At 66.4% G+C, this 10,584-nt stretch carries 11 protein-coding genes; 1 reads left to right on the top strand and 10 read right to left on the bottom strand.

Annotation, left to right across the window (positions count from 1 at the left end; genetic code table 11):
* The 5 genes from LPZ50_RS15785 to LPZ50_RS15805 form a co-directional block, all read right to left on the bottom strand.
* Positions 1-735, bottom strand: a 735-nt coding sequence (locus tag LPZ50_RS15785; protein ID WP_230662431.1) for a hypothetical protein, incomplete at its 3' end; no start/stop codon positions are given.
* Complete coding sequence (locus LPZ50_RS15790; RefSeq protein WP_230662433.1) at positions 732-1,202, bottom strand: (2Fe-2S)-binding protein; 471 nt, start codon at positions 1,200-1,202, stop codon at positions 732-734. The genes LPZ50_RS15790 and LPZ50_RS15785, both read right to left, overlap by 4 nt.
* Positions 1,199-2,038 carry an FAD binding domain-containing protein gene (locus LPZ50_RS15795; RefSeq protein ID WP_230662435.1) on the bottom strand — a complete coding sequence of 280 codons (840 nt, stop codon included), beginning with the start codon at positions 2,036-2,038 and terminating at the stop codon, positions 1,199-1,201. Before LPZ50_RS15795 ends, LPZ50_RS15790 begins: the two co-directional genes overlap by 4 nt.
* Positions 2,035-4,419 carry a xanthine dehydrogenase family protein molybdopterin-binding subunit gene (locus LPZ50_RS15800; protein ID WP_230662437.1) on the bottom strand — a complete coding sequence of 795 codons (2,385 nt, stop codon included), beginning with the start codon at positions 4,417-4,419 and terminating at the stop codon, positions 2,035-2,037. The genes LPZ50_RS15795 and LPZ50_RS15800 overlap by 4 nt, the downstream gene beginning before the upstream one ends.
* Positions 4,420-4,437: 18 nt before the next feature.
* Entirely contained in the window at positions 4,438-5,463 is a 1,026-nt protein-coding gene (locus LPZ50_RS15805; RefSeq protein WP_230662440.1) for a Bug family tripartite tricarboxylate transporter substrate binding protein, read from the bottom strand.
* Positions 5,464-5,594: 131 nt separating this feature from the next.
* Here LPZ50_RS15805 and LPZ50_RS15810 point away from each other — a divergent pair, with 131 nt between their 5' ends.
* Positions 5,595-6,302 (top strand): GntR family transcriptional regulator, encoded by a 708-nt coding sequence (locus LPZ50_RS15810; RefSeq protein ID WP_230662442.1) that lies wholly within the window; start codon positions 5,595-5,597, stop codon positions 6,300-6,302.
* A gap of 31 nt (positions 6,303-6,333) precedes the next feature.
* Here LPZ50_RS15810 and LPZ50_RS15815 read toward each other — a convergent pair whose 3' ends face one another.
* The 5 genes from LPZ50_RS15815 to LPZ50_RS15835 all read right to left on the bottom strand — a co-directional run.
* Positions 6,334-7,245, bottom strand: coding sequence for a fumarylacetoacetate hydrolase family protein (locus LPZ50_RS15815; RefSeq protein ID WP_230662444.1), 912 nt, complete (start codon positions 7,243-7,245; stop codon positions 6,334-6,336).
* A gap of 171 nt (positions 7,246-7,416) precedes the next feature.
* Positions 7,417-8,016: a nitroreductase family protein gene (locus tag LPZ50_RS15820; protein WP_230662446.1), complete on the bottom strand. Its 600-nt coding sequence runs from the start codon at positions 8,014-8,016 to the stop codon at positions 7,417-7,419.
* 118 nt (positions 8,017-8,134) lie between these two features.
* Positions 8,135-8,905 (bottom strand): enoyl-CoA hydratase/isomerase family protein, encoded by a 771-nt coding sequence (locus LPZ50_RS15825; RefSeq protein WP_230662448.1) that lies wholly within the window; start codon positions 8,903-8,905, stop codon positions 8,135-8,137.
* Positions 8,902-10,032: an extracellular solute-binding protein gene (locus LPZ50_RS15830; protein WP_230662450.1), complete on the bottom strand. Its 1,131-nt coding sequence runs from the start codon at positions 10,030-10,032 to the stop codon at positions 8,902-8,904. The genes LPZ50_RS15825 and LPZ50_RS15830 overlap by 4 nt, the downstream gene beginning before the upstream one ends.
* Positions 10,032-10,584, bottom strand: a 553-nt coding sequence (locus LPZ50_RS15835) for a CoA transferase (RefSeq protein ID WP_230662452.1), incomplete at its 5' end; no start/stop codon positions are given. The genes LPZ50_RS15835 and LPZ50_RS15830, both read right to left, overlap by 1 nt.

The following is a 10,584-nucleotide window of genomic DNA, read 5'->3' on the forward strand; positions in this document are numbered from 1 at the left end:
GCCCACCGCGCCCATGGCGGCAAGCGTCATGCGCAGTTCCACATTGCCGGTACGGTCCAGCGCGGCGGCGTCGTAGCCCAGCAGATGCGTCAGGTTGCCGGAACGCATCTGCTCGTGCAGCGAGCGGTCGGTCTCGACGTCCGGATGCGGATAGTGGCGGGTGCCTGGGTAGTGCGACAGCCCGCCGCTGGCAATCAGTACGGCGCGCCTGCCCATGCGTTCCATCGCCCGCGCCAGGGCCTGGCCGAAGGCATGGCAGCGCAGCGGCGATGGTTGCGGCGGCACGTAGGCATTCAGGAAAATCGCGGTCATCGGAATGGCGCGGCCAAAACCCATGAATTCGTGGGGAATGGTGAAGGCCGTGGGCAGCTTGGCGTCCAGCGTGAAGGACAGGTCGAAACCTTCTTCTTCCATGCACCGCACCAGTGGATACGCCATGTCCGCATCCAGCGCCCAGTCGCCGCGGTGCTTGTGCATGCCGTCGGCGCGGTCGGCCGCGTGCACGCAGAATGGGGGCGTGGCGTGCGTGACGAAATGGTCGCCGTGGTCGTTGGAGATCACGATCACGCAGTCGGGCTGCAGCCCGCGCAGCCGTTCGCCCAGCGCTTCCATGGCCGCGCGCACGCGCGCCACCTGGGCGGCATCTTCGGTATCGGGCAGCGACAGGAACTGGGGAGCGTGCGGCACCGCCGCTACGCCCACGATGCCAGCCTGGCGACGGGGAATGTCGGTCATGGCGCGGTCTCCTCGCGGGTCTCGGCAATGGCCGCCACAATGCCTTGGTATCCGGTGCAGCGGCAGATATTGCCGCACAGCTGTTGGCGGATCTCTGTTTCGGATCCGCACAGCCCGCGAACCAGCATGTCGTGGCCCGTGATGAGCATGCCGGGCGTGCAGAACCCGCATTGCAGCCCATGGTGACGATGCATGGCATCCTTGAGTGCCGTGGCCGTGGCATCGTCCAGCCCTTCCAGCGTGACGACTTCCATGCCATCGCAAGGCGCCGTCAAGGTCAGGCAGGCCCTCACCACCTCACCGTTCAGATAGACGTTGCAGGCGCCGCACACACCGTGCTCGCAGCCCAGGTGCACGGAATTCGTTCCGGCCTGTTCGCGCAGGCTGTCGGCCAATGTGGCGTTGGGCTCGGCCTGTAATTCGCAGGGTCGGCCATTGACATTAAGCTTGACGGCAATACGGTTCATGTCAGTTCCAGGGCTTGGGTGATGGCGCGCGCCAGATTGATGGCGTGGCGGTGGATGGCGGCCTGGCCCAGTTCCGGGCAAGCCCGGCGCGCGTCTTCCACGGCGCAGGCAAGTAGTGCCTGCGAGGTGGGGCGTGGCGTGGCGGCCAGCATTTCCGCGCAGGCCGCCATGGACGCCGGACCGGATTCGATCGCCCCGATCCAGCACGACCACGCACCGTCGGCGCGCCGCACGGCCACGGCGCTGCTGACGGCGTATTCCCCGGCACGGTGCATCAGCTTGGAGCGTCCCCAGTGAGTCAGGTCGCGCGCGGGCGCGTCGAGCAGCACGGCGGTCAGGATCTCGTCCAGGGCGATGCCGGTCTGCATGGGGCCGGCGATGAAGTCCGACAATGCCTCGCTGCGCGTGCCGCGCTGGCCGTGCAATTCGACCTTGGCGTCCAGCGCCAGGAAAAGCAGTGGCCAGTCGCCGGCGGGGTCGGCATGCACCACGCTGCCGCCCACGGTGCCGCGGGTCCTCACTGCGGGAAATGCGATCTGGCGGGCGTGCTCGGCCAACAGGCGGCCGAGCGGGGATGGGCAGTCGTTATGCGCGAACTGCGCGTGAGTGCTCATCGCGCCAATTCGCCCCGTGCGCAATGCGTCGCCGGCCAGGCGCAGTTCGGCGACACGTCCCAGGTCCAGCAAGACGCCGGGCTGTGATAGCCGGTAGCGCATGGCCGGGAGCAGGCTCTGGCCGCCGGCCAGCAGCTTGGCATCGCTGCCCAGGGCCGCCAATGTCTCCACGGCTTCTGGCAGTGACGACGGGGCGCGGTATTCGAAGTCGGGCAGTTTCATGCGCGATGCTCCGTGCGCACGAGGATTTGCTCGAGCAGATAGTCCGGACAGATAGGTGTGCGGTCGACCGCGATGTCCTGGTCCCGCAGCGCGTCGCGCACGGCGTTGGCGATCGCCGCGGGCGGCGGCACTGATCCGCCTTCCCCCATGCCTTTCACGCCGAAGGCCGAGAACGGCGAAGGCGTATGCAGGTGGACGATGTCGATCGCCGGCACTTCCAGGGCGCTGGGTAGCGCGTAGTCGCCGAAGGTCACGGTTTCGGGTTGGCCGTCGGCGTTGTAGCGCATGGCCTCGTACAGTGCCTGCCCGATACCTTGCGCCACGCCGCCTATGATCTGGCCGTCCACGATCAGCGGGTTGACGACGGTGCCGCAATCCTCGACCACCAGGTAGTTGGTGATCTCGACGAAACCGGTGTCGACATCCACCTCGACCCGGGCGGAGTGCACGGCATATGAGAATGTGCCGGTCTCGACGTCGGGCCGGTAGAAGGCCTGGACCGACATCCCGGGTTCGATATCCCTGGGCAGCTTGTGGATCTGCACGCTGGTGATCAGCGCGATTTCCGCCAGGCTCAATTTGTCTTGCGCGCCGTGCAGGATGCCGTTTTCCAGCCGCAATGCTTCCGGAGCATGGCCCAGGTTGGCCGCGGCAATGCGGCGCGCCTTGTCGACGATCATGCGGCATGCCTGGGTCACGGCTCCCCCGCCCATCACGATCGAGCGCGAGGCGACTGTCCCCATGCCGTATGGCGTGGCCGCGGTATCGCCCTGCCGGATGCGTATGGCTTCCAGCGGCAGGCTGGTGATCTCGGCGGCGATCTGGGCATAGCTGGTGGCGTGTCCCTGCCCGTGCGCCAACGTGCCCACGTCGATTTCCAGGGTACCGTCGCCGTTCAGCGTGGCGCGTGCCGCTTCGTGGCCGTAGACGGTGGGGGAACCGCGCCGGAACCATTCCACCGAGCCGTGCCCGGCCTGCTCCACCAGCATGGCGTAGCCGATGCCGGCGCGCCGCCCGGGCCGCGCGTCGCGGTTCCAGCGTTCGCGCACGTGTCGTTCAGCCGCGTCCAGGGCTTCGCGATAATCGCCGGAATCGTAATGCAGGCCCGTGGCCGTGACGTAGGGCATGGCTGACCGGGGAATCAAGTTGCGGCGCCGGGCCTCGGCCGGATCCATGCCCAGTTCATGCGCGACTTCGTCGATGATGCGCTCCATCGCGAAGCAGCCGCCGGGGCGTCCCACGCCGCGATAAGGCCCCATCGGGCTCTTGTTGGTGTAAATGCTGACGGCCTCGTAGCGGTAGTTGCGGATGTCGTAGGGGCCCAGCATGATATTGGCCGCCATGTTGGCCTCGATGGCGCCGGTGGAGGTCTTGGCGCAATAGGCGCCGCCGTCCACAATGAAGCGCGCGTCGATAGCATGGATGCGGCCGTGCGCGTCGAAGTAGGCGGTGATGCGCTGGTCGTGCTGGCGGCTGTGGTTGCTGGCCACGAAGTGTTCGTAGCGGTCTTCGATCCAGCGCACCGGGCGTCCCAGCTCGATGGCCAGCGCGGTCAGCAGGACTTCCTCGGGATACAGGTTGCTCTTGGCCCCGAACCCGCCCCCCACGTCGGGCACGATGACCCGCAGGTCGCTTTCGCGCAGGCCCGGCAGTTGTTCGGCCACGAAGCTGCGTATCAGGTGCGGACGTTGCGTCGACAAGTGCAGGTGGATGGCGCCGCTGGCCTTGTCGCGCAAGGCCAGCACGCCGCGGCCTTCCAGCGGGCTGGCCAGCACGCGCGCCATCGTGAACTCGCGGGTCACCTGGCGCAGGTCCAGGGATCCGGCCTGCTGCGCGATACGGTCGAACTCGCCCACGCTGCGCGCCGAACACATGATCAAGTTGGATTGCAGGCCTTCATGCAGCGGCGGCGTGGGGTGTTCCCATTCGGCGCGGGCATCCGCCACCGCCGGCAGCGCCTCGATACGCGGCACCACCTGTTCGGCCCACTGTTCGGCTTGCGCGCGGGTGGGCGCCATGACCAGCGCGATGGGCTCGCCGACAAAACGCACCTTGCCGGTGGCCAGCAGCGGATACGGCGCGCCATTGAAGCCTTCGCGCAGCAGCTTGCCGCGAACGGGAGGCAGATGCGCGAAATGCCCGGCGTGGCGAACCATGTCGGCCGGCACGTCTGGCCCGATATCCACGCCCTTCAGCACGCCATGGGCCACGGGGCTGCGCACGAACGCGATCTCCAGGCAATTCGGGGCGTTCAAGTCGGCAATGAACGCGGCGGCGCCGGCCAGGTGGCGCGCGTCTTCACGGCGGGGAATGCGCTGGCCGATGCCGGACGCCGGCCGTTCAGTGGCGGCCGCCGAGGCAGGCAATGTAGCGTTATGCATATGCGTGGGCCAGGCCTGTCATTGATTCTCGATGGTTACGTTGCCGGCCTGGATGATGTCGATCCACTTCTTGCTGTCCTCTTTCATGCGGTCGGCTAGGTACTGCGGCGTGCCGCCGGTGGGAACCAGGCCCAGGCCAAGCAACTGCTGCTGTACCTCCGGCTTGGCCAGGATGGTGTTGACGGCCTTGTTCAGCAGATCGACGTTGGCATCGGGCGTGGCGGCGGGTGCCATCAACACGAACCAGCTCGCCATGTTGGTATCGGGCAGGCCGGCTGCTTCGCGCAGAGTGGGAACATCGGGCAGGCCGGGGAAGCGCTTGGGACCGGCGATGGCAAGAATGTGCGCGCGGCCCGCGTCGACCTGCGGCAGGGCGGGGCCGTAGTTCTCGAACGAATAGCCCACTTCGCCCCCGGCCAGCGCCACCATCGCCGGGCCGCTGCCTTTGAAGGGGATATGTATGCCTTTCAGGTGGGCAGCCTGGTTGAACCATTCGCCAGCCAGGTGCAGCGTGCTGGCCGTGCCCGCCGAACCGAAGTTGAGGGTGTTGCTGGCCGACGCCGCGCGCGCCTTGGCCAGGAAATCCGGCACGGACTTCACGTCCATGGCCGGGCCCACCGTCAGGAAAGCAGGGACGTCCACGATGCTGATTACCGGACGCAGGCTCTTGGCCGCGTCGTAGTTCAGGTTCTTGTACAGATAGGCGTTATTGATGACCGAAGTCGTCGCCAGCAGCAGGGTGTAGCCGTCGGGCGTGGAATTGATGACCTGGCGGGTGGCGATCTGAGTACTGGCGCCCGGCTTGTTTTCGACCACGAAGCTCTGGTTCAGCGCGCTGCCCAGCTCGCGGGCAACGAGGCGTGCGGTAATGTCCGAGGCACCGCCCGCGGCGAACGGCACGATGAGGGTGACCGGGCGTTCCGGGTAGGCGGCGCGGGCGCCGCCAGCCGGAACCAGCAACGCGGCTGCCACACAGGCAGCGGAGGCGGCTGCGGCAAGCCCGCGCAAGGACTGGATGACAAACCCTTTCTTGGTGTCGTACATGCTCTATACCCCTTTAAGAATACTAATTGTCTATTAAGTATACTTTATGGCTGAATGATATCCGCTCGTGGTAGCATGTCAAGAAAAATCCGCGTGTCTACGCGTAACTACTGATATGGACGATGCAAGCCATGACAGGCTTTGATGGGCGTGGCGGCGTTGCCGACTCCGCCGAGACGGCTGGCCCCGCGCGCCGGCCGCCAGGTGTCTACGACGCGCTGTTCGAGGAGATCGTCACCGGCAAATTGCGCGCCGGCGAACGGCTGATGATCGACGAACTCGCCGAGCGATTCGGCGTCAGCAAGATTCCGGTGCGCGAGGCCTTGAAGGCCCTGGAAGGCCGGGGCTGGGTAGAGTCGGCGCCGCGCCGCGGCACCTATGTGCGGCGCTTGTCCATGGACGAGCTGCATGAGCTCTTCGAGTTGCGCCTGATCGTCGAGCCCGAGATCACGGCCATGGCGGCCCACCGGCGCAGGGCTTCGCACCTGCAGCAGATGTACGCCTTGGTGGAAGAGGGCCTGCAGGCAGTCGAACGCAACGATTTCGTCAGCAGTTCACGCGTGAATTCCCAGTTCCATACCGTCATCGCGCAGGCCGCGGGCAACGGCCTGGCATTCTCGGTCATCCAGGAACTGGAACTGCGCCTGTGCCGCTATTTCTTTATTGCCGAATGGGAGGAGCGCAAGGAGTCCATCCGCCAGCACCTGAGCCTGTACGAAGCTATTCGCGATCAGAATATCGACGAGGCCCGGCGCTTGACGATGGAACATCTGCGTCATACCGAGGCCATGGCCTCGCGGTCGATCACGGCCCAGCGCGTGCCCGACCTGATGGAATAGGCAGCGCCGGCCGCGGCCGGCGCCGCCATGGTCAATGGCCGATGGGGTTGCGCAGCGTGCCCAGGCCCTCGATGCGAGCCTCGACCACGTCGCCTGGCGCCAGAAAGCGCGGCGGTTCCAGCCCCAGCCCTACGCCCGAAGGCGTACCGGTGGCGATGATGTCGCCTCTTTCCAGCGTCAGGCCCGCAGACAGCTGGGCGATGATCTCGTCAATGCGGAACAGCAAGTCCCGCGTGTTGGAATCTTGCCGGCGCTCGCTGTTTACATCCAGCTGTATGGCCAGGGAGTGCGGGTCCGCCACGGCGCTCTTGTGCACGATGCAGGGCCCCATCGGGCAGTGCCCGTCCAATGCCTTGCCCTTGAACCACTGCCCATGGGCTTTTTGCAGGTCGCGCGCGGAGATGTCGTTGATGATGGTGTAGCCGAATACGTGATCCATGGCCCGTTCCTTGGGGATGTCGCGGCCTGGTGTGCCGATGACCACGCCCAATTCGACTTCATAGTCGAGCTGCTGCGTGACATGCGGATAGGCCGGCACCGGGGCCAACGCGCCGATGACCGCGGTGGGCGGTTTGGTGAACACTTCGATCACGGGTGGGAAATCATCTGGCGCGCGGCCGCGCGCCCGGTTGCCTTCAATGATGTGCTCACGATAGTTGCGGCCGATGCAGAACACATTCTTGGCGGGGCGGGGAATCGGGGCGAGCAGCCGCAGGCTGTCCAGGGGCTGCAGCCTGGCTGCATTGCCCGCGTATTGCTCCAGCAGGAATCTGGCGTGCGCCAGGCCGGCATCGCCCAGGGCGATCAGCTCGCCCACGTGGGTCGGGGGCGCGGCGCCGACGCTGCCGTCTGTCCAGGCTTCGGTCAGGTCCAGCACTTGGCCGGGGCCGGCCAGAACCCCCAGGCGATGGGCGGAAGCGGAAGCAAAAGTCAGGAAATTCATGCGCGAGTCCACCAGTTAGAAAGTGAGTTGAATAAAAGTATACTTTATTTAATTTAGGTATACATATTCGGTTGCTCCTTTCCGTGCCGACGCGTCGGATGCAAGGTGCTGCAACAAAACAAAAGGCCCGCGAACCGGAATCCGCGGGCCTGTGCATGCATGGGAAAGGGCTCAGCCCGCCACGCGGAACCGCTCGGCATCGTCCATAAAGGGCTTTTCGCCGAAGCCGTTTTCATTCGAACCGAACGGCATCTGGGCGCGCAGCTTCCAGCTGGCGGGGATGTTCCATTCGCGCGCCACGGCGGCGTCGATCAGCGGGTTGTAGTGCTGCAGGCTGGCGCCCACGTCGGCATTGGCCAGGGTGGACCATACCGCCAGTTGGGCCATGCCGCCGGCCTGTTCCGACCACACCGGGAAGTTGTCGGCGTACAGGGCAAATTTTTCCTGCAGGCTGCGCACCACGTCCTGGTCTTCGAAGAACAGCACCGTGCCCACGCCGGCGGCGAAGCTGCCCAGCTTGGCTTCGGTTTTGTCGAAGCCTTCGGCGGGGGCCACTTTGCGCACTTCGTCCACGGCAATGCGCCACAGCTTTTCGCTTTCGGCGCCGAATAGCACCAGCGCGCGCGAGCTCTGCGAATTGAAAGACGACGGGCTGTGCTTGATCGCTTCCTGGATCAGGGCCAGCAATTCTTCCTTGGGTTGCGGCAGATTGCGGCCCAGCGAGTACTGTGTGCGGCGCTTTTGCAGCGCGCCGAGAAAAGCGTTGTTCATGAGGCTTCCAACTGGTAGATAGGCAGGGGAAATGTGCGAAGCATTCTAACTGCCGCACTGCGTCAGAAGACGGGGAACAGCGTGGAACGGATTGTTCCCCGTATGGTGCCAATGGCCGCTAACGCCCCTGGAATACCGGCGCCCGCTTTTCCTTGAAGGCCTGGCGGCCTTCCGCCGCATCTTCGGTGGCGAAGCAGATGGTCTGCAGGTCGCGTTCGTATTCCACGGCTTTTTCCAAAGGCATGCTGACGGCCGCCCGCAGGTTGGCGCGGGCGGTTTGCGCGGCGATGGGCGCGCGCGAGGCCACGATGGCGGCCAGTTCCAGCGCGCGGCCGCGCAGCGCTTCCTGCGCGACCACTTCACTGACCAGGCCCCAGGCCAGCGCCTGTTCCGCGCGGATGGGCTCGCCGGTCAGGATCATCCAGGCCGCGTTCGATTGCCCGATCGCATGTACCAGGTGTGCCGTGACGCCGCCGCCGCCGATCCAGCCCAGCTTGATTTCCGGAGCGCCGAGGCGCACGTTGCCGGATGCGATGCGGATGTCGCAGGCCAATGCCATTTCCAGCCCTCCGCCGAAGGCGTAGCCGTTGATGGCCGCGACCGTCGGCTTGCGCAGGGCGCGTATGCAGTCGCAATACTCTCGCCGGTTGCGGAATTCCCATGGGGTGGCGTAGGTGTCTAGTTCGGCAATGTCCGAGCCGGCGCAGAATGCCTTGGGGCCGGCGCCTGTCAGCACCACCGCGCGCACGTGGTCATCCTTATTGCATTCCGACACGGCCTGGGTCAGCAGGTCGGCCATTTCCGGGGTCATGGCGTTCAGTTTGTCGGGGCGGTTCAATTCGATCAGGGCGACGTGTCCGTCGCGAACCAGATTCAGGTGCGTAGTCATGTTGCGAGGTCTCCAGGGGGGCGGCTGGCGGTGTACAGATTGCTCAGGCCGCGCGCCAGATCCGCCGGCGCCTGGCCGGCCTGCAGCCGCTCGCGCAGCAGGGCGGATGCCTGGTCCTGGAACGCGATGTAGCCAGAATGGCGCGGGCGGATGGCGGCGTGTTCCAGGGTGCGCCGGGTTTGCAGGTAGAACCCGGCGGCGGGCATGCCGGGGGGCGGCGCCGTCCAGCCGCGGCGGTGGCTGGGTTGCCCCTGGTGCGCGGGAATGAAGCCGGTTTGCGCGGTCTCACTCATCAGCCACAGCAGGTGCTCGCGCAGTGCGTTATCGACCTTGCAACGCCGCGCCAGGGCGATGCCGGTGCCGCCCAGGATGGACCCAGGCACACCCGCCGCGGCGGCTGGCGCGTCATGGAAGGACAGGGGCCGGGGCAGGGTGGCCGCGGCATAGTTCACATAGCCATATACCAGCGGGCACAGCGCCACGTCGTCATGGGATGTCATGTGCGCCAGCAGGCCGATGGGGTTCAGGCTGCGCACCGATGCCGGGCTGCGGCCCGCCAGTTCCGCCAGCAACGCGCAGGCTTCGGTTGCCACCGCGTGGTCCAGCCAGCGGTCGCCATTGCGCAAGTCTGCGCCGGGGTCCAGCGCCGCTGCCATGGACAGGAACGACAGGAACGCGTGGGGCCCCGCTAGCGACAGGGCAACCTTGCCGGTGCGGGCCGACAACCGGCGCACGGCGTCCCAATCGGCGGGCGGCTGCGCGTCCAGCAGATCGGGTTGCACCGCCATGACCTGGGTCGCGGCGTCAAGGGGCAGGGCCCATTGCTGGCCGGCCATGCTGTAGCTCTCGTACGAACGGCCGATGCTGTCGGCCGCGATGCGCGCCAGGTCGGCGGGGGCAAACACCTCGTCCAGCGGGATCAGGCACCCGTGCGCCAGGGCCTCGCCCAGATGGGGGTGGTCCAGCACTACCAGGTCGTAGTCCGCGCACAGTCCGGCGATGGGCGATGACTCGAAACCCTCCAGCGGATGTGTGTCCCACGCGATCAGCGGGTCGCGCGCCGCGGCGGCCTGCAAGGCCGCATAGCCGCGCGGATGGTCCCAGGTCAGGCCGCGGTGGGCGGGCATCAGGCGGACTCTCCGCGCAGCACGGCGCCTTCGGCCTCGAAGCGCGCGATCTGTTCGGCGCTGTAGCCGAATTCGCCCAGCACTTCGTCTGTGTGCTGGCCGGTCAGCGGCGCGCCGCGCTCCACCCGCGCCGGCGTGCGCGAGAAGCGGATGGGGAAGCCCGGCGTTTTCACTTTGCCCTCGGTGGGGTGTTCGTACTCGACAAACGTGCCGTTGTGCGCGATTTGCGGGTCGGCCACCAGGTCGGCATAGCCATACACCGGACCGCACCAGATGCCGGCGCCGTTCAGGCGCGCGAACGCATCGTCGGTGGACAGCCCGGCCAGTGCGTCGCGCACCAGGACGAAGATGGTGTCGCGGTGGTCCCAGCCGTCGTTATCGCCGGCATAGTCCAGCAGGCGGGGTTCTTCCAATACCTGGGCCAGCACGCGCATGTCGGGCATGGCCAGCGCCAGGTAGCCATCGCGGGTGGCGAACACCCCGTAAGGCGACCGGATATAAACGTGCGCATGCGGTTCGGCGCTGCGCACCTGCGGCTTGCCCCCCACGGTG

The organism is Bordetella petrii (assembly GCF_020991325.1).
Lineage (GTDB): Bacteria > Pseudomonadota > Gammaproteobacteria > Burkholderiales > Burkholderiaceae_B > Bordetella_A > Bordetella_A petrii_E.